This window comes from Streptomyces sp. NPDC087901 (genome assembly GCF_044742205.1).
Lineage (GTDB): Bacteria > Actinomycetota > Actinomycetes > Streptomycetales > Streptomycetaceae > Streptomyces.
Genome location: NZ_JBIUUC010000005.1, coordinates 532151 through 554754 on the forward strand (window position 1 = coordinate 532151; position 22604 = coordinate 554754).

Sequence of the window (22604 nt, forward strand, 5' to 3'; positions counted from 1 at the left end):
TCAGATGCGCGGTAGATATTCCCAGACCCCTGGAAGGAATCACCGTGGAACGAACCAAAGGGGCAATCACCCTGCTCCTGGGACTCGTCACGCTCCTCCTCAGGGGCCGGGTTCGCTTCCGGCGGCACCGTGCCGGTGGCGACGCGGGCACGGCCCGCGAGGTACTCAACCAACCTCCGCGACCGGTACGGAGCGACGATGACGACACGCCGAGCGTGCCCACGCCGCACTGGTGACCGACCCATGTCCGACGGGTTCCACCCCCAAGATCACCCGTGTCCCCGGAAGCCTCGATGACGAAGGCCGGATGCCTGCGCGACGGGCAGGGCGGGGGTGAACACCCTGTCGTCGCGCGGAAGAGCACACAGCACACCGGCCCGCGGTGACTGCTGAGTAGCTGAGTACCCGTACTCACAACGCCATGGCCTCTGTTGGGGAGAATGGCGGGCATGACCCGACGCACCAGGACGGCCTCAGTCACCCTGCTCTGTGTCTTCGCTCTGGCGAGCTGCGGGAAGAGCGCGGATGAGCTCTTCTCCAATCTCAACGGCACCCAGTCGTCCGATGCTTCGGACCACCGGACACCTGCGGGCGACGCCACCCCCGTGAATGAACCCCCTCACTACGGCGACACCAGCCGGGCCACGCAGCCGGATCGCCCGAGTGCGGCGGACGAACGGCGCGCGCACGAGAAGGCCGAGGAGATCCGGTCGGCTCTTCAGGACCTCAGGCGTCAGAATCGGATTGAACCCGCTCAGGTCCGGCCGGTGCTCGCACGGCTGGCTTCCTCCGCCCACCTGGCCGTGGAGAAGCGGCCCGGCCGGAGCGGCCAGGATCCCGCCCGGGGCAGCGTGTACGGAATCTGGATCGGCAAGTCCGCCTGCCTCACTGGCGCCGTCACACAGGAGCGCGTCTGGACCGAGGTCAACGGCCATTTCCCGGAGACTGGCTGCCTGCCCCCGGCATCCACGCACTGAGGCCGGAACGAACTGACCAGCAGCCCGGACTCTCACGTTCTGCCACCTTGCGCACGCATCCGCGACGGCGGAGTCTTCGGCCCTGCGGTCATCCCCCTCGACCCGTCGGGAACAATGCGACCCCGCGTATCCCAACGGTTGTCGCGAACGCGCGTTGCCCCGACGATGGGCAGGAATGCCGCTACGGACGGGAGGGCGAGTTGACGGATCCCTGGGTGGCTCTGGCCGCCGACGCGAACCCCGGTGCCCGGCTCGGTGAACTGCGCCATGCGCACGAGGTGTTCACTTCCGAGGGGCGGCTGGAGACACCGGTACGCTCCGTGGTGGGCCAGTCGTGGCGGCGCTCCGCTCGGGCGCGGGTCAGCCCGGACGGGGCGGCATCGGTCGAGCTCTGCGCGAACGAACTCGGGACGTACCGGGACACGCACCCCCTGGCTCGTGTCATGCCGATGATCCGCGAACTCATGGGCGCCTACGCCATGGACGGCGAACATCTGCTCGCGGTCTGCGATGCGCACGGCAGGCTGCTGTGGGTCGAGGGGCATGCCCGGGCCCGTCGGCGCGCCGAGCGGATGAACTTCGTGGAAGGCGCCCGCTGGGCCGAGTCGGAGGCCGGGACGAACGCACCCGGCACGGCACTCGCGGTCGACCGCCCGGTCCAGGTGTTCGCCGCCGAGCACTTCCTCCGGCCGGTTCAGCAGTGGACGTGCGCGGCCGCCCCGCTGCACGACCCGCACACGGGCCGGGTGCTCGGTGCCGTCGACATCACCGGCGGGAACGGGCTCGCACATCCGCACAGCCTGGCGTTCGTACACGCTGTGGCGCGCGCCGCCGAGTCCCAGCTCGCACTCGTCGCGCCGGGGCCCGCCGGTGGATCGGCACAGCTCTCCGCGCTCGGAAGCGACGAAGCGCTCCTGGTCCAGGGCGGGCGCAAGATCCGGCTCAGCAGACGCCACAGCGAGATCCTGGTGACGCTCGCCCTCCATCCGGAGGGCCTCGGCGGTGACGAACTGCTGATCGAGCTGTACGAGGACGAGTCCGTCCCTCCGGTGACGTTGCGGGCCGAACTCGCCCGCCTGCGACGGCTTCTGGGACCCGAGCTGCTGCGCTCGCGCCCGTACCGGCTGGGCGCGCCGGTCGACGCGGACTTCGACGCCGTCGTACGCCGCCTGGAGTCCGGGGCGGTGGCGGCAGCGCTCGGCAACTATGCGGGCCCCCTGTTGCCGCGTTCGCAGGCACCGGCGGTCGTCCGGCTGCGGCGCCGGATCATCGGCCAGCTGCGGGCCGCGCTGATCGCGCGGGGGGATCCGGGGTTGCTCGCCGACTGGGCGTACAGCCCGTGGGGTGCGGATGACCTCCCTGTCTGGCGGGCACTCGCGGCTGCGGCGCCCCCGGAGCGGCGTGCGGCACTACTGGCCAGGGCCCGGGCGCTCGACGCGGAGCAGCGCGCGTAGTGCCGCTCGCGGGAGCTCAGGGGGCGGTCCGCGCAACGGCGTTGCAACGTCGTGCTGCCTAGCCTCACGCCGAGGGCCGTCCAACGGCGGGCGGCCCCGGATCCGGGAGGCCACAGAAATGACCCGTTACGCCGCGCCGGGCACCGAGGGCGCCATCGTCTCGTACGAGTCCCGCTACGACCACTGGATCGGTGGCGCCTACGTTCCGCCGGCCCGTGGTCAGTACTTCGAGAACCCGAGCCCCGTCAACGGCCGTCCCTTCACGGAAGTCGCACGCGGCACCGAGGCCGACGTCGAGCGCGCCCTGGACGCCGCCCATGCGGCGGCTCCTGTCTGGGGGGCCGTGTCCGCGGGTGACCGTGCGACCGTCCTCAACCGGATCGCCGACCGCATGGAGGAGCACCTGGAGGAGCTGGCGGTCGCCGAGAGCTGGGAGAACGGCAAGCCGGTTCGCGAGACGCTGGCTGCGGACATTCCGCTGGCCATCGACCACTTCCGGTACTTCGCGGGTGCGCTGCGCGCCCAGGAGGGCTCGCTCAGCGAGATCGACGAGGACACCGTCGCGTATCACTTCCACGAGCCGCTGGGTGTGGTGGCTCAGATCATTCCGTGGAACTTCCCCATCCTTATGGCCGTCTGGAAGCTCGCCCCCGCGTTGGCTGCCGGGAACGCGGTGGTCCTCAAGCCCGCCGAGCAGACCCCCGCATCGATCCATGTGTGGATGAGCCTGGTGGCGGATCTGCTTCCCCCCGGCGTCGTCAACATCCTCAACGGCTTCGGCGCCGAGGCGGGCAAGCCGCTCGCCTCCAGTCCGCGGGTCGCGAAGATCGCCTTCACCGGTGAGACCACGACGGGGCGCCTGATCATGCAGTACGCCTCGGAGAACCTCAAGCCCGTCACACTGGAGCTGGGTGGCAAGTCGCCGAACCTCTTCTTCGACGACGTATGGGCGCTGGACGACGACTTCCGCGACAAGGCGCTCGAGGGCTTCACGATGTTCGCCCTCAACTCGGGCGAAGTGTGCACCTGTCCGTCGCGGGCACTGATCCAGCGCGGACATTACAGCGAGTTCCTCGAAGCAGGTATCGCCCGTACCGAACAGATCGTGCCCGGGCACCCGCTGGACACCGACACGATGATCGGGGCGCAGGCCTCCGACGAACAGCTGAAGAAGATCCTTTCGTACCTCGAGATCGGACAGCAGGAGGGCGCGAAGATCCTGACCGGTGGTCAGCGCATCGAGCACGGCGGCGAGTTGGCGGGCGGCTATTACGTCCAGCCGACGATCTTCGAAGGTGACAACCGTATGCGGATCTTCCAGGAGGAGATCTTCGGCCCCGTGCTCGCCGTGACGTCCTTCTCGGACTTCGACGAAGGGATCAGGACGGCGAACGACACGCTGTACGGGCTCGGCGCGGGCGTATGGACCCGGGACACCAACACCGCCTACCGGGCAGGCCGGGCCATCAAGGCGGGCAGGGTCTGGACGAACTGCTACCACGCCTATCCTGCGCACGCCGCTTTCGGCGGATACAAGCAGTCGGGCATCGGCAGGGAGAACCACAAGATGATGCTGGAGCACTACCAGCAGACGAAGAACCTCCTGGTCTCGTACGCACCGAAGAAGCTCGGCTTCTTCTAATGCTCTGACCGCGTACCTTCGCCGGGTTGAGCGGGTGTGAGGCCATGGATGCCGGCTACCTGGCCTCACAGGTATCCACCTATGCTCGGCTCGTGCAGCCGCTTTCCGACAGCAGCAATCCACTGATCACGGCGTTCCCAGCCGAGCTTGCAAGCGACGCCGAGGCAGTTCTGGCGGTGATGCCCGATTCTCGGCTCCCGCCGCATGCCTCGTTCTCCGTCGCTGTAGAGGGCCAGCATGTTTTGATCCCCGGGCGCCTCTACAACGACGAGCCGCCAACTGACGTGGTGGCGTCGCTTTCGTCGCGCCAACGGCAGCTTCTGCACTGCCTGTACTCAAGGCACTGCGACGGAGTGGTCAGACAGCGTCACCTGGAGAAGGTCGCTGGTTCCACGGACCCGTGGGTCGTCCCCTTCGTCGTGCAGCTGGCTGGCGAGTACGTCTTGGAGATCCTGGTCGTCATCTGCGACGAGCTCCGTGATCTCGCCACGCCCGGCACCTGCGGCCACCTCGCTTACGGGCAGTTCATCGTGGACAACCCTGCGTTCTTCGCGCGCACTCAACGGCGGGTCGTGAGCTACTGGAGCAGCTACTACCGGGGCACCTACGCGATTTTTCAGGGCTACCCGGGGTGCACTCTCCTTGACCTCCTACGGTCCGCTGCCTCCGACAGGGCAGGGCATCCCTGGCCCAACCTCGCTCCAGCCGGCGCCAGGGTGGACGGCTACTGCTAACCGTGCACGAGCTCGTTGGCGGGGTGGGTGCTAGTGCGGGCAGAGGGCCTCAGGCCTCCTCCGCTCACCTTCAGGGGTGAAAGTGAAGGTCTCGCGGAAAGGGCCGTCGCCGAATCGCACCGCGAGGAGCAGCGGCTGCTCGTGTTCGGGCGGCCAGGAGTCGGTTCCCGGAGCGCTGCCGTTCCACAGGTGGAAGACCACCATCGGCTGCTCCGTGTCCTCGCTGAGGTAGCCGAGGGTCTTCCCGTACAGCGGGTTGTCCCCTCCCAACAGGACAGATGGGGGCCCGAACGCCGCAGTCACGTCCGGCCACGTGCGGTCCTTCCCGGCCCACGGCCGCACGGAACTCTTGAGAGCCTCGTACTCGGCGGGAGTGAGGAGGCGGTCTGATTCCAGCCAGCCGCATCGCTGTGCGAACTCCGCGTACACCGAGGCCATGCCGTCGTCGTAGCTGCGCCCCGGGATCAACTCCCGGTAAGCCCCGATCACACCGGTGGCCGTGAGGGTTCGGCTGTCAATCCAAGCCTGCCGCTGGAGGGCAAAAGCCTCGGGCCGACGCTCGACGAACAACAGATTTCTGATCAGAACGTGCAATGAGACCTCGCCTCCGAACGTCTCAGGGGAACGAAGGACGTGATTGAACTGATCAATGAGGTGGGCGTGTATCTCAGGGGCGGTTGCAAGGGAGTCGACAGAAGTCACTCCACAGTGTTTCGCACATGAGGGCCGACCGGCCGGCCCAGAGCTTCTTCACCCACATCGCGAGAAGTCGGCCAAGGCAGTGGGGCGTTGATCTCAGCAGCAGAGGGCCGCGAGGGGTGGCTGTGACCAGCACATTCGATACACGCCCCAACTTGGCTCTGTCGGTGATCTTCGAGTTGCCGAGATGAGGTGCCCAGGGTGTGCCAGGACTTCGGCCGGGGGATGTCGTGCTGATCGAGGTAGGTTCACGCACCAGGCCGGCCTCCTTCAGCCGGGCCAGGGCGATGCGGCGACCGAAGCCACCGCGCGACCGTCAGGCGGCGGGCTGCCGACCCTGGTTGTCGAGGTGGCAGCGGGCGGTCAGGCGTCAGGGTCGACTTCGGGGTGCGTGAACCGCACGGGCTTGCCCAGCGACCGGGCGTAGGCGATTTCGGCTCGGGTGCTGTCTCCGATGTAGTCGCCGACTACGAGCACCTCATCAGCGAGCCGGATCTTCGCCCGGTGCAGATGGTCGAGTCGAACCTTCAGCGCCTCGGCCTCGACAGGATCGGACCAAAGTTCGTGCGGCGACTTCATGTCACAGCCCGGTTTGACGACGATCCTTCCGGCTTTGGTCTCCCACAGATCGGCCTCGTTCATCTCGGTCATGAAGCGGGTGGAGCCGCAGATCACGACGATACGCGGGAGGCTCAGCAGCTTCTTCGCGTCGGCGAGTCTCTCCTCGGGGGTGCGCAGTTGCGGGTACGACACTGGTTCCTCCTGGTGGTGTGGTCCAAGGGGGGCCTGTGGAGACGAGAGCGAGGGCGTCCAAGATCGTTTTTTGACGAACGACGTGGACACCCTCGCGACAGCACTCTATGCGACGACCGACGACATACTGAGGGAGCATCCCGACCTGGCGCCGTGGAGCCCGCCGGTCGGTATTACGCCCCGCCTGAGCGATGCCGAACTGGTCACCCTCGCCACGATGCAGGCCATACTCGGCTACACCTCCGAGGCCAAATGGCTCCGCCGTGCCCGTGCCCGCCTGCTCCGTTTCCTCCCCTACCCGCCCCAGCAGCCCGGCTGCAACAAGCGGCTGGGCAAAGCCGCCGGTCTGATGCGAAGCGTCAACCGGATCCTGGCCACCACCACCTCGGCGTGGAGCGACGACGTATGGGTCGCGGACTCCACCCGGTGGAATGCGGCCGCTCCCGCGAGTCCGTCGAACGCTCCGACCTGACAGGCTGGGCCGAATACGGCTACTGCGCCAGCCACAGCCGCTGCTTCTGGGGCCTGCGCCTGCACCTGGTCTGCACCCCTCAGGGCCTGCCCATCGCCTTCGCCCTGACCGGGGCCAAGGCCGCCGAACGCAGCCCTGACCGGGGCCAAGGCCGACGAACGCGAGCTGTCCGAGCATGGAGTCCAGTTGCTGTGATCTGCCTGGCATCGGCGCCGGATCGAGGCTTTTCCGTACCGGAACTCGGTGGAGATCCGGTACAGCCTCTGACTCGACCATGACGGGCCTGCTCGCTCCGGGCGGCGTGGGTGTACACGAAGGCGGCCGGCCAGATCGGTGGGGGCAGGACTCGCCGGCCTCGTCCCGTAGGGAAGACTGATTCCATGAGAGACATCGTCTTCACACGCAGGAGCGGCTGGATCCCGAACGTGATCCGCGAGGACGGTGAGCTGAAGCTGACGCTCGGTGCCGGGGCCGACGCCAACCACGACCCTCGCACGTTCACGTTCTCGATCGGGGAAGCCCATCTTGCGGTGATCCAGGAGGACCTGGCCAGACACCTGCTGTTGTGGAGCGCGGTCCTTCCGCTGTGCGACGCCGCCGGAACCCGGGGCCGGCTCGACGAGAACGCTGCCGTCGCGCTCCTGGACCCGATCCTCCTCTCCGCGCCCGCGGACGTCGACGCGCTCTTCCAGCGCATCCGGTGGGACAAGGGCCGGCTCATCGCCCATGGAGCTGACATCCATCTGCTCGAGCGCGGTCAGGTCTGCGCGGCGATGCGCGCGGCGACAGAGACGTCCAATGGGAAACGAGCTCAGGAGTACCACGCGGACCGCCGTCGCGCGGAGCGCGGACAAGCACTCGGTCCACTCGACGCCGCGATTCTGAGGTACACGGGCCAGTACCTGCACGGCGCGACGGTTCCGAGGCGGAGGCCCGATGCCGTCGACCCCGCGCTGCTGCCCGAGGTCATGCGTGTGATCACCGCCGCGGAGCAGGCGTGCGCCGGGATGCGGATCGGCCGCGATCCGCGACGGGGAAAACGCGCCACGGACAAGCGCGCCTGGGACCGGATGGCGACGGCGGTCGACGCGGCCGTGCGCCGTTCACACCCCGAGCTCGTCGATGACGCGGTGCGTACCGTGAGCTTCCTGATGTGCTCGGAGGCCGCGGACCACTCCAGGAACACGCCCATGGAGGATGACGAGGAGGCTGCCGGCGACCTCGCCGAACTCGGCGAGAGCGCGAGGAAGACGATCCTGTCGTTCACCGACGACAAGGGCGTCGAGAAGAAGTGGCTCTCGGACAGTCCCCGCACTGCCACCGCGGAGTTCTGGGAGTTCGTCGGCGATCGCTCTGCCGCGGACAACGAAGTGTTCACCATCGAGGACGAGGAGATGGGCGAAGGAATCCAGCTCCACTTCTACGCGGACTCCATCACCCGGGTCACGACGGTGCACGAGGGTGAAGGCGGGTCGGATCCGGAGTACCGGGTCGAGTACAGCCTGGTCGACGGGATCGGCGGGTACCGGAAACTGGTGAGCACCTTCGTCCGCGGCGGCTGCGCCGCACTCGGACAGCACGGCTCCTGGATGTCGGATGCCGCAGAGTTCGAGCGCGCGCGCCGACGGCGCGACGCCGACTGACGAGCTCGTGCACGGTGAGCGGTGCCGAGCTCGTCAGGCCCAGCCGGAGCCCGCGCACGCACCGTCGGACGGACCCTGCGAAAGAGCGGCTACACAATTCCGCGCACCGGCCGACGCAGCCGGCTGACTCGGCCGGCTGACTCGGCCGCATCGCTCGACCGGGACCCGGTTGGGCGCTTCTGCTGGTTCTGGGCCGGCACCGTAGAACGACCAACGGACTCGTACTACATCCTCTTCAACAGTCGCACGCTCGATGAGACCGGTGAAGCCGGGACGAACTCCTGCAACCGGTGCAGTCCCTCGGCCTCACGGCCGTCGATGCTCAGCCAGGAGCGGCCAGCGGCAAGGTGTGGGTGTGCGGCCCGACGACCGCGGCCGGTCGAAGATGCACGTCATCCGTGACCGCGACGGGCTGCCGATCTCAGTGGGTGTCTCCGGCGCCAACCTTCACGACAGCCAGGCTCCCGTCTGCACAGGATGCCGCTCCGCGAACTGGTCGTACGGGTGAGGGTTGGGAACTGAAGGTGTTGAGGGGCAGAAGAAGGGAGGGCGGGCTGCCGAGGATCCCGCGGAGCATGGATCCGCAGTGAGCCCGCGCTCTGCCGTTTCCGGCCGGGGCGCAGGCCGACGCGCGCATGTTCATGCTGGGTGGTGACACCCTCCGGGCGCTCAAGGTGATCGTGGATACGACGGGCTACGACCTACGCCAAGCCCGGGACATCGTGTATGCGCTGGTCCGGGCACGAACTGCTTGCGCGCAGACCGGCCCCGGGGCATCCGCCTCCACCTCCACCGGCAGCACGCCCGACCCCATCCCGGGCTGCCAGTTCGGCACGCTCAGCACCCCGATGACCTGCCGCTCGGCCCCCGCATACGCCGAGGCCACCCGCTCTCCCGCAGGCGGCGCCCTGCGGCATCGACCGTCACCGCGGAAGTCTGCGGCGTCAGCTCCGCGCGCACCTCGGCGACCGTCTCCCGCGCGAGCCGCAGACGCGCCAACCCCAACTTGGCGGAAACCGCATCGAGTTCGACCTCGAACTCCTCCACCCGCACCCGGGCGGCCGCCTCGCGCGCCTCCAACTCCTTGAACAGCGAACCCATCAGCGACCCTCCTCCGCCACCACGGTGGAGACGAACAGCCCTGGGCACAGCCCCGATCAGCGATCTCCCAGCTCGACGACCGCACGAGATCCTGAGCGTGGGGCCACCCCAGGCCACCAGGACCCTATAGCGCCGACAGGAAGTCGAGGACACGCCGGGTGAGCAGTTCAGCTGCGGCTTGGTCGTAGGAGGGCAGCGAGGATTCCGCGAACAGGTGCTGCTTGCCGGAGTAGAGGAACAGCTCGGCACGCTCAGTGGCGGCGGTCAGCTCCTTGGCGGCGTCGAGGTCGCCTTCGTCGGCGAAGAACGGGTCGGCGTCCATCCCGTGCACCTGGACCGGGACGTCGGCAGGCCAGGCCTGGCCGAACTCGGACACGGGGAGGCAGGAGTAGATCAGCAGGGCGCCCTTGGCGCCGGCGCGGGTCTGGGCCAGGCGCTGGGCGGGCATGACGCCGAGGGAGAAGCCCGCATAGACCACCTCGTCACCGAGCAGCGCGGCAGCGGCGACCCCTCGCTCCATGATGGTGCCGAACCCCGTGCGGCTCGCGTAGCCGATGCCCTCCTCCAGGGTCTCGAAGGTGTGCCCCTCGTACAGGTCCGGTGCGTGGACGGTGTGGCCTGCCTGACGGAGCTGCGCCGCGAAGGCTTCGATACCGGAAGTCAGTCCCTGAGCGTGGTGAAACAGCACAACCTCGGCCATGGCCTGCCTGCTTTCGACTCGCTGAATGATCCAAGTTTCTCGAACGATCGGCGATGCTAGTCTAATTCGACTATGTCGAGCAACACTCCGGACTACGACCTCGACGAGACGATCGAGCTCACCACCGCCGAGCAGGTGCGGGCCATCAGCGACCCCCTGCGCACCACGATCCTTGGCCTCCTCCAGGAGCGTGCCGCGACGGTCACTGAGCTCGCCGCCGCCGTCAGACGCCCGAAGAGCACCGTCGCGCATCACGTCGGGGTCCTGGCCAAAGCCGGTCTGCTGCGCGTGGTACGGACGCGCCGGGTCCGCGCGATCGAGGAGCGCTACTACGGCCGCACCGCGCGGATGTTTTTCGTCGGGCTGGGCCGACAAGCAGTCGGCGGCGCTCTGCCCCCGGACTTCAACGACTTCGAGGTGGCAACGAAAGAATCAGCCGCGGCATACGAGCTCGGGCAGGTCCGCCAATTCATCCGTCGGGCCCGGATCTCCGAGGGGCAAGCCGCCGAGTTCTGGGAGCGCGTGGAGCAGGTGATCCACGAGTTCGACACGCTGCCGCGTTCCGGCGAGACGGTCTACGGGTTCACCGTCGGCGTGTATCCCATCCCTGACTACCCGACCCTGCCGCCGACCCAGGACGGCTGTTGAGCTTCACTCGAAACGAACCGCACCCATCTCAATTGATGAGCCCGAGGTAGCTGAGGCGGCCCCGCCCGGGCGATCGCCAGGGAAGTCGTCGTCACCGGAAATGGTCGAATCGCCGGCGTGCAGAGCCCCTTCGGGACCCTTCCCTCTCACGTCAGCGCACTCCGTGGGGACGGTACTGGACACTGATCCGCGGCCCCCGGGCATGGGTGGTCTTGGGAATCGCGTGCTGCCATGTGCGCTGGCACGACCCGCCCATGACGATCAGGTCGCCGTGGCCCAGCGGCCTGCGCACGGTGTCGCCCCCGCGGCACGGCCGCAGGACCAGATCACGCGGGGCGCCCAGGGAGAGGATCGCCACCATCGTGTCCTGGTGGGAGCCACGTCCGGTCAGGTCGCCGTGCCAGGCGACGCTGTCGCGCCCGTCCCGGTAGTAGCAGAGTCCTGCCGTCGTGAAGGGCTCCCCCAGCTCGTCGGCGTAGTGGGCGGAGAGCGCGTCGCGGGCCTCGTCCAGAACGGGGCTGGGCAGTGTGTTCTCGCCTCGGTAGAACGCGAGCAGCCGTGGCACGTCGACCGTCCGGTCGTACATCTGCCGCCGCTCCGCCCGCCAGGGCACCTCCTCGGCAAGCGAGGCGAAGAGCTCGTCGGCGCCGCTCAGCCAGCCCGGCAGCAGGTCGATCCAGGCCCCGTCGCCGAGGACCGTCCTGCGCAGCCCGGTGAGACGGCCCAGCTGCGGGCGGTCGGCCTGATCGAACAGAGAACCCTGGAGATGAACGGACATGAGAACCAGCTTAGCGCGAATAGAACACTTGTTCACTATTCTGATCGCCGCGAGGAAGTAACCGGGCCCGCGTTGTGGCAAGAATCGTGCGGCTCGATCTCACCTGTCCCTGGCTCGGCCGCCGGGGCAGGTGAGATCGACCGGTGCGCCTCAGCGGGTCCGGTAGTGCGCGTAGATCAGTCCGCTGTCGAACGCACGCTCCTGGACCAGTTCGAGATCGAGGCGCACGCCGTCGGGGAAGAACCGCTTGCCGCCGCCGACCACACTCGTGGTGATGAACAGGTGGTACTCGTCCACCAAGCCGGCCGCGATCGCCTGGGCCGCGAGGTTCGGGCCATCTACGGTGAGGTCGGAATCAGCCTCGGCCTTGAGCCTGCGCACCGCGTCCGGGTCGAAGGTCCGCTCGATCCTGGTCTTCGCGCTGGACACCGAATCAAGCGTCGTGGAGTAGACGATCTTCTCCGCGGCCTGCCAGTCGCGGGCGTACTGCAGGATGTGCGGCGGCTGGTCGGGCTCGGTGTGCGCGGTCTCCCAGTAGACCATCGTCTCGTACATCCGTCGGCCGTAGAGGTACGTGCCGACGGGGCGGAACAGGTCACCGATGAAGGTATGCACCTCCTGGTCGTCGGCCCCGGTGCCAAGGCCGCCACCCGCCGCCTCGGCGTAGCCGTCGAGCGAGGTGATCATCGAGTAGATGAGCTTTGCCATGCGTCTCCTTCGGGTACGAGCGCGCCTGCCTGCCGGCGGTCCTGCAGGCTGTGACCTCCGCACGGCCCGGAACTCGTCGATCGACCGGCCGGCCGGCCGGTTCCGGACGGAGCACACCTCGTCGGCGGGCTGCCCCCGCGCTTGGTCCGTCGAACAGAGGGACGGAGCAGATCAGAGGCGCCGACCTCGCGCCCCGTGTTGCCGGATGGAGCCGTCAGGGCGAATCTGGCGTCACTGGTCACGCTCGTCCACGGCGTCGACGTGGCTCGGTTCGCCCCGCGACTCAGGACGCCCACACGGAGAAAGCCCGAGGCATGGCCCAATGGCTGTCACCTGAAGAGGTCGACGCAGTGACCACCTGGCTCGATCTGGCCGGTGTCTTCATCTGCGGTGTGCTCGGCGGCGTCGTAGCAAGAAACGAAGGGCTGGACCTCTTCGGCTATCTGGTCGTGGGAACGGTTTCCGGACTGGGTGGCGGGCTGATCCGCGACACACTTCTCCAGCACGGCACCCCCGTAGCCCTGACGGACGCAGCCTATCTGCCGACCGCCTTCGCGGGTGCCCTGCTCGCCTTCGTCCTTTCGGTGAACCAGGACCAGTGGGCCCGAGCCTTCACGGCCCTGGACGCCGCTGTTATCGGCTTCTGGTCCGTGGCCGGCGCCCAGAAGACGCTGACGGCCGGCCTCGGCTGGCTGCCTGCCGTGCTCCTGGGGACCATCACAGCAGTAGGTGGCGGCGCCGTACGCGACCTGCTGTTGAGGCGCGTCCCGGAGGTCTTCGGCGGTAACGGCCTCTACGCCACCGTGGCCGTCGCCGTTTCCGGCGTCTACGTGCTGTGCGCGGACCTCAATCACGCCACCCTCGGCATCGTCTGCGGCGTCTTGTTGGCCATGGGTTTCCGGCTTCTCGCCCACCGACGGAGCTGGTACCTGCCCCAAGGACTCTCGCTGGAACCCGGAACCCTCCTGGCAGCCGCACGCACCCCCACGCGCCAATGGCACCCGCACGAAAGGCCAAACCCCATGTCAGCACCGTCAGACCGCATCCTCGCAGGACTTCCCGGCATCCGCCGAGCCACCGAAGACTTCTACAAGGACCTGCACGCCCACCCCGAACTCGGCAACCACGAACACCGCACCGCTTCACGGATCGCGGAACTTCTGCGGAGCGCCCAGTACGAGGTGACCGAGAACATCGGCACCACCGGCGTCGTGGGTGTCATGGCCAACGGCGACGGCCCGACGGTGCTCCTGCGCGCGGACATGGACGCGTTGCCCGTTCACGAGGCCACGGGGCTGCCGTACGCCTCCACCGCCACCGTGACGGGAGACGACGGACAGGAGCAGCCGGTCATGCATGCCTGCGGCCACGACGTCCACGTCACCTGCCTGCTGGCCTTCGCGCAGCTCATGGCCGATGCCAAGGACGCGTGGCAGGGCACCGTCATTGCGCTCTTCCAGCCCTCGGAGGAGAACGGCGACGGTGCGGACGCCATGGTGGACGGCGGCCTCGCCGGCCTCGTCCCCAAGCCGGACGTCGCGCTCGCTCAGCACGTGCTGGTCTACCCGGCGGGCTACGTGGGGGTGAGACAGGGGTCCTTCCTGTCGGCCGCCGACAGCCTGCGCGTCACCCTGTACGGACGCGGTGCCCATGGTTCCATGCCGCAGGCCGCCGTGGATCCCGTCGTCATGGCGGCGATGTGCGTGGTACGGCTGCAGACCATCGTCTCGCGCGAGGTCGCAGCCACCACACCCGCAGTGATCACTGTCGGCAGCATCAAGGCCGGCACCGGTCCCAACATCATTCCGGACAGCGCCGTCATCGAACTCAACGTCCGCACCTACGACGACGCCACCCGTAAGCAGGTACTCGACGCCATCGGGCGATGTGTCAACGCCGAGGCGACCGCGTCGAACGCGCCCAAGGCGCCTCTGATCGAGCGGCTCAACGCGTTCCCCCCGAAGGTCAACGACGCCGGTGTCGCCGACCGCCTCGACAAAGCATTCCGCGCGCACTTCGGCGACGGCGCGCACACCATCGACCTCCAGACCGCCAGCGAGGACTTCAGCCGCATCCCCGATACCCTGGGTGCCCCCTACGCCTACTGGGGAATCGGCGGCATCGAGCCCGACACCTACCGGAAAGCCTCGGAGCAGGGCACCATCGCGCAGGACATTCCTGTCAACCACTCGCCGTTCTTCGCACCCGTCATTCAACCCACTCTGGACACCGGCATCACCGCACTCACGGTCGCAGCCCTCGCCTGGCTCGGCAACGAGGGCGACTGAAACTGGCCCACCGGCTGATGACCGCGAGATGTGCACGCCGCCCTGCGTCATCGGGGCCCCGCTTTCCACGGTAGCGACGAGGCGGCCGACCAGGGAGGTCTGCGTCAGGGATCGGTGTGCTGAGCACGCGGTCCTCCCGCCGGCCCGGGGCATGCTGAATTCGGGCAGTGCTGCTCTTTCGGCTGTCCGCGAGGCGGGCTTGGCCGGCTAGTTCTTCGGGGACAGCTCGTAGCGCACCGTCTGGGCGTGGATGAGTCCGTCGCGGATGACGAAGGTGTCGACTCCGTGCGCTGCTTGGTTGATCGCGGAGTCGGCCTTCCATTCGAGGAAGAGGATGTCGCCGCCGAACAGGGTGGTGTCCATTGTCCAGTCGGCGTTCGGGAGGTCTTTGAACAGTTGGGTGAAGTTGGCTCGGGCGCCTTCCTTGCCGTGCTGTACGCCGACCGGGGTGATGATCACCGCGGCGTCGGCGAAGTTGGCGACGAGCCCGTCCAGGTCCTCGGCCATCAGTGCCGCACCGTGGCTGGCGTAGACCTCTTCGGGGGTACGGATGCGTGCTGATTCGTTCGTCATGTGGATCACTTCGCTTTCTGTTCTCGGGGGTCGCTGCGCCTGCGGCAAGGTGACCGGTCGGCGGACGCCTGCCGCCGTCAGGACTCGGTGGGTTTGGTGTCGGGGTCCACCGGAGGGACGCCTCGTGCGTCGAGCCAGGTCGCGAGGGCGGTGAGTGCGGCGGGAGCGATGCTGTGGCCGACAGGGTCGCGCCGTGCGGTGGCCGTTGCCCCAGACTGGGTGGTCAGGTAGTGCCAGGTGCGGTCGAGGAGTTCGCGGGGGATGACGCGGTCGTGTTCGCCTTGCGCGACGAAGACGGGCACGCCGGCCAGGTGCGCGGCGTCCGTCGGCACTCCCGCCTCGAAGGGCAGGGTGCCGTAGAGGATGGCGGCACCGGCGTACCTGGCGGGGTCGTCCAGCAGGAGGCCGCCGGCGAAGGCGGCGCCACCGCTGAACCCGATCAGGACTACCGGTCGTCCGGGCGGAGCAACGGTGTCGAGCCACTGCCGGAACCAGTCCATGGTGGCGCGCAGCGACTGTGGGACCGGGCGTCCGATGCCCCGGTTGGCGAACCAGGCGTATCCGCCGTTCTCGGCGATCGGAGCCCGTACGGCCGCGTACGAGAGCGAGTCGGGCAGGGCGTTGGCCAGGCCGATGATGTCGCCTTCGTGCGAGCCGCGGCCGTGCAGCAGTACGACCAGGGGGCTGTCGGCCTGGCCCCGGGTCACCACCACGGGGGCGGCGAACGCGGTCATGCGCCGCCCCCGGTGGCGAGAAGGGGTCCGGGTATCGGGGTGGTGGTGTTCATGGTCCGCCGCTTTCAGGAGGTCGGGCCGAGCAGCGCCCAGCCGGTCTGCCAGGCCCAGCCATTGCCGGCGTTGAGCGAGATGTTGAGGAAGGCCATCTCTTCGAGAGCGCGGGCCATGCGCAGGCCGCCGACATCGACGGGGCGGAAGCCCAGGGAGGTGAGGAGCCCGGCTACGGCGTTCTTGGCCTCGGTGTCGTCACCGGCGTAGAAGCCGGTGAGGCGCAGGTCCCCTTCGACGGGTGTTCCGAGACGGCCGGCGAAGATCGTGTTGAAGGCTTTGACCACAGGCACGCCGGGGAGGGTGCGCTGCAGGCTCTGCACCGCGGCGGTTTCTTCGATGTCGAGGTCGGTGTAGGTGTCGTTCAGCGGGTTGCTGGCGTCGACGACGATTTTTCCTGCGAGTGCGGGAGCAAGGTCGCGGGCGATGTCGACGACGGCATTTCCTGGCACGGCGAAGACGACGAGTTCGGCGTCGGCGACGGCGGCGGCGTTGTCCGCTGCTGCGTTCGCGCCGGTCGCGGCCGCGACCTGTGATGCCTTCTCCGCGCTGGTCGCGCTGATCGAGACGGTGTGCCCCGCCCGGACGGCGGCCGTGCTCAGGGCGGAGCCGACGTTCCCGGCTCCGATGATCGCGATGCGCATGACTTCCACCTCGATAGTTGACGTGTCAGATATTTCAACCGTAGCAAATTTATCTGACTAGTCAGGCTTTCGTCGTACGATGAGGGCATGCCTCCGCCTCTCTCGTCGATCGACGACCCGCTGATCACCACGTTCGGCCGCCTGCTGGAGGCGTCCAGCAAGCTGGAGCGCCGGCTGGGCGGGGCCCTGCAGGCGGGGACCGGGCTGCCGCACGTGTGGTTCGAGGTGCTCGTCCGCCTGGCCCGCTCCGAGGGAGGCCGGTTGACGATGGGCGCCCTGGCCGAGGACATCGCCCTCACCAGCGGCGGCATCACCCGGCTGATCAACCGAATAGCTGCGGCCGGCTACGTCGAGCGCCGCCCGTGCCCCGATGACCGGCGCGTGACCCACGCGGTCATCACCACTCAGGGTCGCGACGTCCTGGAGCGGGCCGCGTCGGTCCATGCGGGCAACCTGCGGGCGGTGTTCGCCGGTTTCGACGGACCGGAACTGGCATCCCTGGACGCGCTCCTGGACCGGCTGCGCGAGGCCGCATCACTGCCCGACTGAAACGGGAGCCCACCGCCAGCGGTGTCAGGCGTGGGCGATGAGGTCGTCGGCGAAGGCATGGGCCGGCTCGCGGGACAGGTCCAGCGATTCGAGGAACATCGCGCGCGCGGCGGCGCCGTGCCAGCCCGCCGGCAGCAGTTCGAGGGGCAGGTCGGGGTCGGCGAAGACGATCGGGCGGAAGTCGTGGATCAGGGAGACGCGCCCGGTGAGTGCCGCCTGCCCCACGGTGTCACCGGCGCGCAGGGCATCGAGGGCCCGGGCGTGCGCGGCGAGGAGGGCTTCGTAGTCACGGTCGAGGGCGGCCAGGTCCCAGGCGCGGGCGGCGATGCTCCGGTCGGCCGCCCGCCCGCCGGCGTCGGAGTGGAAGACGTCCAGCCGTACTGCGGGCTGGTCGGAGAAGGCGGACCGTACGGGTTCGGTCCGCTCGTGCGGGCTCAGCCAGAGCCCGGGGGACAGCGGGCCGAAGCCGTGGCGTACCAGCTTCTTGCGCAGGTGGTCGCGCAGGAGCCGGTCCGTCTCGGGGACCGAGTAGGCGATGAGGTGCCATCGGCCGCCCCATGGAGAAGGGGCGCGGCCGTAGATCCGGTCGCGGCGCTCGTCGAGCAGCTCCCAGCCGGCGTCGGTGAGGGAGTAGACGGTCTCCCTGCCCTCGCGGCGGGCCGCGAGCCAGCCCTCCTTGCGCATGCGGGCGACGACGACGCGGACCGTCGTGTCCGGTATCCCGAAGCACGCCAGAACCGCAACCAGCGCGCGCAGGCGTACTTCCCCGCCGCGGTGCCGCAGATAGTCGCCGAACAGCTCGAAGATCAGCTGCCGTGGCTTCATCCCGCATCTCCCGTACTTCTCGGCCGGACCACATCGGCCCGGCAGGGCGCTGTCACCTGCATTGTCCCGCACCACTGCTCGCGATGTGCCACTTATCCCACGGGCGTCGTACTATTGACACATGTTGGCCGGCGGCACACCACCCGCCCCCGGTCGCGCCCGCCGGGCACCACGGAAGAGGCCCACGGCCGCGGCTCACACACCAGCTCGTGAGAAGAGAACCATCATGTCCAGCACCGTCACCGCCACCACCACCGTCACCGCCGCCGTCGCCCGCACCACGGGCGCGCCGCTGACCATCGAGACCCTCGATCTGGACGCTCCCCGTCCCGGCGAGGTGCGGGTACGCATGGTCGCGACCGGGGTCTGCCACACCGACGCGATCGTGCGCGACGGCGTCTACCCCACCCCACTGCCCGCAGTTCTCGGGCATGAGGGCGCCGGTGTCGTCGAGGCGGTCGGCGAAGCCGTCACCACGGTCCGGCCCGGCGACCACGTCGTGCTGTCGGCCGCGTACTGCGGGCACTGCCGCCAGTGCCGTGCGGGCCGGGTGGCCTACTGCGAGAACCTCATGGCCGAGGACTTCGGCGGGCGCCGCGCCGACGGCTCCACCTCCCTCACCTCGCCCGAGGGCCCCGTCTCCTCGCACTTCTTCGGGCAGTCCTCCTTCGCCACGTACGCGAACGTCGTCGAGACCAGCGTCATCAAGGTCGACCCCGCCGCGCCGCTCGAAACGCTCGCCCCGCTCGGCTGCGGCCTCCAGACCGGTGCCGGCGCGGTACTGAACGAACTGCGCCCCGAAGCGGGTACCTCGCTCATCGTCTTCGGTGTCGGCGCCGTCGGCTCCGCCGCGATCATGGCGGCCCGCGTCGCCGGCTGCACCACCGTCATCGCAGCCGACCTGCACCCCTCCCGCCTGGAACTGGCCGAAGAGATCGGCGCCACGCACACCATCAACTCGGGGACCGCCGACGTCGCTGCCGAGATCGCCCGGATCACCGGCGGCGAAGGCGTCAACTACGCCCTGGACACCACCGCGGTCCCCGCCGTGCTGCGCCAGGCCGCCGAGTCCCTCGCCATCGGCGGAACCCTCGCCCTGGTCGGCGCCGCCAAGCCGGGCACCGAAGTCAACTTCGAGATCGGCGCCTCCCTGGTCAAGGGCTGGACCTTCAAGACCATCGTCCAGGGCAGCTCCGTGCCCCAGGTGTTCATCCCCCGCCTGGTCGAACTCTGGGAGCAGGGCCGGTTCCCCTTCGACAAGCTCATCCGCACCTACGCCCTCGACGACATCAACACCGCCTTCGCCGACTCCGCCAACGGATCGGCCGTGAAGCCCGTCGTCCTCTTCTGAACCCACCGCGGGGCCGCCCGCATCCGCGGGCGGCCCCGCCCCATGCCCCGCCGCGGTGCCGCGACCCGACGGCGCGGCGCGACCACACGGACCAGGCGCTCAAGAACACGGAAACCCATGCACACGGCACACATCAGTTCCACCCCGCCCGCCACGCGCCGGAACGAGCGTCCCCCCGCACCCACCCGTTGGTCGCGGGCGTCACGAGGCACGGCTCCGGCCGGACCCGGAGCCACTTTGACCGCGACCGTGCAGCAGGTGAGGCCGTGACAGCCGAGGCGTCGCAGGCCCCTCCGCCGCCGGGTGCATGCAGGACTCTGGCCGAAGCACTCTGGTTTCCTGCCGCGCTCTTCCTGGGTTTCCTCTTCTGCTTCGCCCCGGCGCTGCACTCCCCCACGCCCCATCACACGAAGATCGCGGTCGCAGGAGCCAAGACGCAGGCGATTGAGGGACTGCAGCGCCTGCATCCGGGGTGGTTCGACATCACGTCGGTCCCCGACGCGGCACAGGCCCGTCTAGCCGTGCATGACCGTGAGGCCGCCGCGGGCTTGGTGACGGGCGACGATGAGGTGCTGTACGTGGCCGGGGCGAACGGAGCGGTGCTCTCCCAGAAGCTCAGCACGGTCTTCACCACGCTCGCCGACGAGCACGGCCGGACGCTGACCGTCGTGGACGTCGCCCCGACCGCGCACGACGATCCGATGGGCACGTCCACGGTCTACCTCGGCATCGCCTGGAGCGTCCCGGGCTACATCCTGGCGACGACGCTGCTGCGCGCGACGGCCTTCGACCGGCGCCGCAAGTTCCTCGCCGTCCTCGGTGTCTCCGCCGCCTTCAGCATCGTCGGCTCATCCGTCGCCGGGGCGCTGGGCTACCTCCCCGTGTCACCATCCTCCCTGGGCATCGCCTTCCTGCTGACGACCGCGGTCGCCACCACGTCCTTGGGGCTGGCCCCCTTCACCCGGCAGTTCTTCCCCGCCGTCGGCATGGGCCTGTTCATCGTGCTGTCCATCCCCACCAGCGGCGGCCCCGCGCCCGCGCCCCTGCTGCCGGCCGTCTTCCAGTACGTGCACACCGTCATGCCCCTCGCCAACGCCGTCGACGCCCTGCGCGGGATCGTCTACTTCGGTGGCGCGGGAACTCTGAAGCCGAGCCTCGTCCTCTGCGCCTGGACCGCGGCCGGGGCCGTCCTTCTGGGAGTCGACGCGCTCCGGCACCGACGCCGCGACGCCCGAGAAGCCGCGGTCATGGAGCCGGAGGACGTCCCTGAGCTGCTCGGGGACGACCCAGCCCTGCACTTCCCCGGCCCCGCCGCGCTCCCGGCGCACGGTCACCACTTCGGGGACCGGGAACCGGACCTCGTCGGCACCGTGTACTTCGCCGGCCGCGGTTCGGTCCCTAACGCGGCGGTCATCGTCATCGACGGCCACGGGCGCCAGCTCGTTAGGACCGCGACCGACGAACACGGCCACTACGCGATAGCAGGCTTGCCCGAAGGACACCTCAGCGTCCTCGCAACGGCAGCCGGGCAGGCCCCCGCAGTCCAGCGGAAACACCTGCGGCCCGGAACGGTGGTGCGGGCCGACTTCACCCTGCTCGCGCCCCCGGTGCCCTCCGCACTCACCGTCCCCCGCACGTAGCGCCTGTCCTCTCCGGGCCCGGCCGCAGCGGGGCCCGGTCTGCGGCTTACGTCAGTCGGGGAGGTGGACCAGTACCCGTCCCCGGCCTCCGGCGTCGACCCGGTCGTGGGCGTCGGCGATCGCGCGCAATGGGTAGCGGTCGCCGACGTCGACGGTGAGCGCACCCACCGATGCGGCCGAGGTCAGGTCTCGGGCGGCCTGCCGCTTCGCCCCGGCCGGGAAATCGTCGCTCCCCAGCAGGCGCAGGGTGACGTTGTTGAACAGCATCGGCCAGAACGGGATCTCGGTGCGGTCGGCACGGGTGGCGTAGGCGGCCACGACGGCACCGACCGCTGTCACCGCGTTGTCGAGGTCGGCGTTGTCGGAGAGGGAGACCTCGATGACGCGGTCGACGCCCTGCGGCGCGTACGCACGGATCGCCCCGGCCGGATCGTCAATATCCAGGGCGACAGCGTGGGCGACGACGGCCGGGTCGATCAGGGCAAGGTCGGCCGTGCGGCGGACCGTGGCCAGGACGGTGGCACCGGCCCAGCGGGCGAGCTGCGCGGCCATGGAACCGACGCCACCCAGCACCCCGTGCACCAGCACCAGACTGCCGTCTACCGGCCCGTCGGCGAACACCGCCCGGTGCGCGGTGATCCCCGGGATGCCCATGCCCGCGCCGACCTCGTCGCCGACATGGTCCGGAAGCCGGACGGCCAGGTCCGCCGGGACCACGGTGTACTGCGCGGCCGTTCCGAACGGTCGGTAGGACTGGGCCCCGTAAACCCACACCCGCTCCCCGACACGGCGCGCGTCGACACCGGCGCCGACCATGTCGATCACACCGGCCGCATCACTGTGCGGCACCACCCTCGGATAGGGCATCGACGAGCCGAGCCAGCCGAGCCGCTTCTTGGTGTCCCCCGGGTTAACGCCCGACACCCGCACACGCACGCGCACCTCACCCGGGCCGGGACGCGGATCGGGCAGTTCACCGACCCGCAGAACATCCCCCGCAGCACCCTGCTCGTCGTACCACGACGCGATCACTTCGGCCTCCGTGCTGTCGAGTGTCCTTCGAGTGTGGAGCCGCCCGCACCGCTCCGCGCGTCGTCGCCGAGGACGTCCCGCAGCCAGGCCCTCTCCGCGCGGCTGGTGGCTCGGGCCGTGAGCATCATGCCCCGCCGGTAGGGATCCTCGACTTCCGCCGCCCGCAACGGGCGGTCGCCCTCGTAGAAGAAGCTCGCCGGCTGTTCCAGGAACTCAAGGCGCCGGCGCAGGACCGCGTGCTGGTCGGCGACGGACGGCAGCCGGGAGAGGAACGCGAGGATCGTCAGGAAGCGCGTGAAATCGGTGATCTCGTGATCGGCGGGCTCCCGCAGCCGGTCCAGCATCTGCGCGCGTCCGGCCTCGGTCAGGGACAGTACGTAGCGGGCCGAGCCGGCGTCCGGTGCGGGGTTCCGCTCCAGCAGCCCGGCCTTGGAGAGCCGGTTGATCGCCGGGTAGAGGCTGCCGTCGCTGACCGGCCGGGAGAACCCGGTGAGCCGTGCAACGCGACTCCGCAGTTCATGTCCGGGCAGAGGGCCTTCCGCCAGAAAGCCCAGGATCGCTAGTTCAAGCATGCTTACAGTCTCGCACATGAACATCGAAACGATGCA

General features: G+C 69.1%; 22 protein-coding genes and 2 pseudogenes. 12 read left to right on the top strand and 12 right to left on the bottom strand.

Annotated features, from left to right (window positions below; all coding sequences use genetic code 11):
* Positions 1-449: 449 nt before the first annotated feature.
* The 4 genes from ACIOEW_RS19475 to ACIOEW_RS19490 all read left to right on the top strand — a co-directional run bounded on the left by ACIOEW_RS19475 (position 450) and on the right by ACIOEW_RS19490 (position 4807).
* Positions 450-977 carry a hypothetical protein gene (locus tag ACIOEW_RS19475; RefSeq protein ID WP_362554564.1) on the top strand — a complete coding sequence of 176 codons (528 nt, stop codon included), beginning with the start codon at positions 450-452 and terminating at the stop codon, positions 975-977.
* 200 nt (positions 978-1177) lie between these two features.
* Entirely contained in the window at positions 1178-2431 is a 1254-nt protein-coding gene (locus ACIOEW_RS19480) for a GAF domain-containing protein (RefSeq protein WP_362554562.1), read from the top strand.
* 118 nt (positions 2432-2549) lie between these two features.
* Positions 2550-4073 carry an aldehyde dehydrogenase family protein gene (locus ACIOEW_RS19485; protein WP_362554560.1) on the top strand — a complete coding sequence of 508 codons (1524 nt, stop codon included), beginning with the start codon at positions 2550-2552 and terminating at the stop codon, positions 4071-4073.
* Between the two features lie 92 nt (positions 4074-4165).
* On the top strand, positions 4166-4807 hold the full coding sequence (locus tag ACIOEW_RS19490; RefSeq protein WP_362554575.1) for a hypothetical protein: 642 nt from the start codon (positions 4166-4168) through the stop codon (positions 4805-4807).
* A 30-nt stretch (positions 4808-4837) separates the two neighbouring features.
* On the opposite strand, the gene ACIOEW_RS19495 is transcribed toward ACIOEW_RS19490, so the two are convergent.
* Both ACIOEW_RS19495 and ACIOEW_RS19500 read right to left on the bottom strand, forming a co-directional pair.
* Positions 4838-5509 (bottom strand): hypothetical protein, encoded by a 672-nt coding sequence (locus ACIOEW_RS19495; protein WP_362554558.1) that lies wholly within the window; start codon positions 5507-5509, stop codon positions 4838-4840.
* A 360-nt stretch (positions 5510-5869) separates the two neighbouring features.
* The gene (locus tag ACIOEW_RS19500) at positions 5870-6259 is read right to left on the bottom strand and encodes a hypothetical protein (protein ID WP_401964862.1); all 390 of its coding nucleotides are present in this window, start codon (positions 6257-6259) and stop codon (positions 5870-5872) included.
* Between the two features lie 70 nt (positions 6260-6329).
* Between ACIOEW_RS19500 and ACIOEW_RS19505 the strand changes: the two are divergent.
* Positions 6330-6862: pseudogene (locus ACIOEW_RS19505) on the top strand (IS982 family transposase); the annotation flags it as partial.
* A gap of 249 nt (positions 6863-7111) precedes the next feature.
* Positions 7112-8374: a DUF6357 family protein gene (locus ACIOEW_RS19510; RefSeq protein WP_401964863.1), complete on the top strand. Its 1263-nt coding sequence runs from the start codon at positions 7112-7114 to the stop codon at positions 8372-8374.
* An 837-nt stretch (positions 8375-9211) separates the two neighbouring features.
* Here ACIOEW_RS19510 and ACIOEW_RS19515 read toward each other — a convergent pair.
* Positions 9212-9475 carry a hypothetical protein gene (locus ACIOEW_RS19515; protein ID WP_401964864.1) on the bottom strand — a complete coding sequence of 88 codons (264 nt, stop codon included), beginning with the start codon at positions 9473-9475 and terminating at the stop codon, positions 9212-9214.
* A gap of 124 nt (positions 9476-9599) precedes the next feature.
* A complete protein-coding gene (locus tag ACIOEW_RS19520; protein ID WP_401964866.1) occupies positions 9600-10175 on the bottom strand; it encodes a dienelactone hydrolase family protein in 576 nt (191 codons plus the stop codon).
* A 72-nt stretch (positions 10176-10247) separates the two neighbouring features.
* On the opposite strand from ACIOEW_RS19520, the gene ACIOEW_RS19525 reads away from it, so the two are divergent.
* Positions 10248-10823 carry a winged helix-turn-helix domain-containing protein gene (locus ACIOEW_RS19525; protein ID WP_362554548.1) on the top strand — a complete coding sequence of 192 codons (576 nt, stop codon included), beginning with the start codon at positions 10248-10250 and terminating at the stop codon, positions 10821-10823.
* 151 nt (positions 10824-10974) lie between these two features.
* On the opposite strand, the gene ACIOEW_RS19530 is transcribed toward ACIOEW_RS19525, so the two are convergent.
* Both ACIOEW_RS19530 and ACIOEW_RS19535 read right to left on the bottom strand, forming a co-directional pair.
* Positions 10975-11601: an alpha-ketoglutarate-dependent dioxygenase AlkB gene (locus tag ACIOEW_RS19530; protein ID WP_362554546.1), complete on the bottom strand. Its 627-nt coding sequence runs from the start codon at positions 11599-11601 to the stop codon at positions 10975-10977.
* A gap of 150 nt (positions 11602-11751) precedes the next feature.
* Positions 11752-12309 carry a dihydrofolate reductase family protein gene (locus tag ACIOEW_RS19535; protein ID WP_401964867.1) on the bottom strand — a complete coding sequence of 186 codons (558 nt, stop codon included), beginning with the start codon at positions 12307-12309 and terminating at the stop codon, positions 11752-11754.
* 314 nt (positions 12310-12623) lie between these two features.
* Here ACIOEW_RS19535 and ACIOEW_RS19540 point away from each other — a divergent pair.
* Positions 12624-13091 (top strand): annotated as a pseudogene (locus tag ACIOEW_RS19540) (trimeric intracellular cation channel family protein); the annotation flags it as partial.
* A 240-nt stretch (positions 13092-13331) separates the two neighbouring features.
* A complete protein-coding gene (locus tag ACIOEW_RS19545) occupies positions 13332-14597 on the top strand; it encodes an amidohydrolase (protein WP_401964979.1) in 1266 nt (421 codons plus the stop codon).
* A gap of 207 nt (positions 14598-14804) precedes the next feature.
* Here the strand turns inward: ACIOEW_RS19545 and ACIOEW_RS19550 are convergent, their stop codons facing one another.
* From ACIOEW_RS19550 to ACIOEW_RS19560, 3 genes are all read right to left on the bottom strand, one after another.
* Positions 14805-15170, bottom strand: a complete 366-nt coding sequence (locus tag ACIOEW_RS19550) for a nuclear transport factor 2 family protein (RefSeq protein ID WP_401964869.1) — start codon at positions 15168-15170, stop codon at positions 14805-14807.
* Between the two features lie 77 nt (positions 15171-15247).
* Positions 15248-15904, bottom strand: coding sequence for a phospholipase (locus ACIOEW_RS19555; protein WP_362554540.1), 657 nt, complete (start codon positions 15902-15904; stop codon positions 15248-15250).
* A 65-nt stretch (positions 15905-15969) separates the two neighbouring features.
* Complete coding sequence (locus ACIOEW_RS19560; RefSeq protein WP_401964981.1) at positions 15970-16632, bottom strand: NADPH-dependent F420 reductase; 663 nt, start codon at positions 16630-16632, stop codon at positions 15970-15972.
* 54 nt (positions 16633-16686) lie between these two features.
* Here ACIOEW_RS19560 and ACIOEW_RS19565 point away from each other — a divergent pair, with 54 nt between their 5' ends.
* The gene (locus tag ACIOEW_RS19565) at positions 16687-17148 is read left to right on the top strand and encodes a MarR family winged helix-turn-helix transcriptional regulator (protein ID WP_401964870.1); all 462 of its coding nucleotides are present in this window, start codon (positions 16687-16689) and stop codon (positions 17146-17148) included.
* 24 nt (positions 17149-17172) lie between these two features.
* Here ACIOEW_RS19565 and ACIOEW_RS19570 read toward each other — a convergent pair whose 3' ends face one another.
* Positions 17173-17973 carry a PaaX family transcriptional regulator C-terminal domain-containing protein gene (locus ACIOEW_RS19570; RefSeq protein ID WP_401964871.1) on the bottom strand — a complete coding sequence of 267 codons (801 nt, stop codon included), beginning with the start codon at positions 17971-17973 and terminating at the stop codon, positions 17173-17175.
* Positions 17974-18199: 226 nt separating this feature from the next.
* Here ACIOEW_RS19570 and ACIOEW_RS19575 point away from each other — a divergent pair, with 226 nt between their 5' ends.
* Positions 18200-19324 (top strand): NAD(P)-dependent alcohol dehydrogenase, encoded by a 1125-nt coding sequence (locus ACIOEW_RS19575; RefSeq protein ID WP_401964873.1) that lies wholly within the window; start codon positions 18200-18202, stop codon positions 19322-19324.
* 266 nt (positions 19325-19590) lie between these two features.
* Positions 19591-20964, top strand: a complete 1374-nt coding sequence (locus ACIOEW_RS19580; protein ID WP_401964874.1) for a carboxypeptidase regulatory-like domain-containing protein — start codon at positions 19591-19593, stop codon at positions 20962-20964.
* A 51-nt stretch (positions 20965-21015) separates the two neighbouring features.
* On the opposite strand, the gene ACIOEW_RS19585 is transcribed toward ACIOEW_RS19580, so the two are convergent.
* Entirely contained in the window at positions 21016-21996 is a 981-nt protein-coding gene (locus ACIOEW_RS19585) for an NADPH:quinone reductase (protein WP_401964875.1), read from the bottom strand.
* Entirely contained in the window at positions 21993-22568 is a 576-nt protein-coding gene (locus ACIOEW_RS19590) for a PadR family transcriptional regulator (protein ID WP_401964876.1), read from the bottom strand. The genes ACIOEW_RS19585 and ACIOEW_RS19590 overlap by 4 nt, the downstream gene beginning before the upstream one ends.
* Positions 22569-22604: the final 36 nt, after the last annotated feature.